The sequence below is a fragment of the Thermostichus sp. OS-CIW-20 genome (assembly GCF_054061455.1).
In genome coordinates, this window is sequence record NZ_JBSSEF010000065.1 from 1 (window position 1) to 1,161 (window position 1,161).

1 protein-coding gene is annotated in these 1,161 nt (G+C 57.7%); it reads right to left on the reverse strand.

Translation table 11 applies throughout. The features are described 5' to 3' along the window. Positions 1–20: 20 nt before the first annotated feature. A complete protein-coding gene (gene psbA / locus ACVWXC_RS13320) occupies positions 21–1,085 on the reverse strand; it encodes a photosystem II q(b) protein (protein WP_011430136.1) in 1,065 nt (354 codons plus the stop codon). Between the last annotated feature and the right edge of the window lie 76 nt (positions 1,086–1,161).

Genomic DNA, 1,161 nt, shown 5'->3' on the forward strand with positions numbered 1-1,161 from the left:
TCGACTAGGTCAGGAGTGGATTAGCCGCGGATGGCCGGCGCCACTTCCACCGCCGCCAGGTCCAGCGGGAAGTTGTGCGCATTCCGCTCGTGCATCACTTCCATCCCCAGGTTGGCACGGTTCAACACATCAGCCCACGTCCCAACCACGCGACCGTTGCTGTCCACAATCGACTGGTTGAAGTTGAACCCGTTCAGGTTGAACGCCATGATGCTGATCCCCAGCGCCGTAAACCAAATCCCAATCACCGGCCACGCCGCCAGGAAAAAGTGCAGGCTCCGGCTGTTGTTGAACGACGCATATTGGAAAATCAACCGGCCAAAATACCCGTGCGCCGCCACGATGTTGTAGGTCTCTTCCTCTTGCCCAAACTTGTAACCCAAGTTCTGCGACTCCTCCTCCGAAGTCTCACGAATCAGGCTCGAGGTCACCAACGACCCGTGCATCGCACTAAACAGCGCACCCCCAAACACGCCGGCCACGCCCAGCTGGTGGAACGGGTGCATCAAAATGTTGTGCTCCGCTTGGAACACCAACATGAAGTTGAACGTCCCCGAAATCCCCAGCGGCATCCCGTCCGAAAACGAGCCTTGCCCAATCGGGTAAATCAAAAACACGGCCGTCGCCGCCGCCACCGGCGCCGAGTAAGCCACCGCAATCCAGGGACGCATCCCCAAGCGGTAGCTCAGCTCCCACTCCCGGCCCATGTAGCAGAACACCCCAATCAAAAAGTGCAGCACAATCAGCTGGTAGGGGCCGCCGTTGTACAGCCACTCGTCCAAAGAAGCGGCTTCCCAAATCGGGTAAAAGTGCAGGCCAATCGCAGCCGAAGAAGGCACCACCGCGCCGGTGATGATGTTGTTGCCATACAGCAACGAACCCGAAACTGGCTCGCGAATCCCGTCGATGTCCACCGGGGGAGCACCAATGAAGGCAATGATGAAGCAGGTGGTGGCAGTCAGCAGGGTGGGGATCATCAGCACCCCGAACCAACCGATGTAGAGGCGGTTGTCGGTGGAGGTGACCCACTCGCAAAACTGCTCCCACACGTTGCTGGTTGAGCGACGTTGGATAACAGTGGTCATGATGGCAAACTTCCCTGAGGAAGCGCGAAGATTGACAACCTAACCTTAAATCATCCGTTAAGTTCTGTCAACTACC

Bases quoted from the DNA above. Each gene is read 5' to 3' on its own strand.
- psbA (WP_011430136.1), bottom strand. From the start codon at position 1,085: ATGACCACTGTTATCCAACGTCGCTCAACCAGCAACGTGTGGGAGCAG.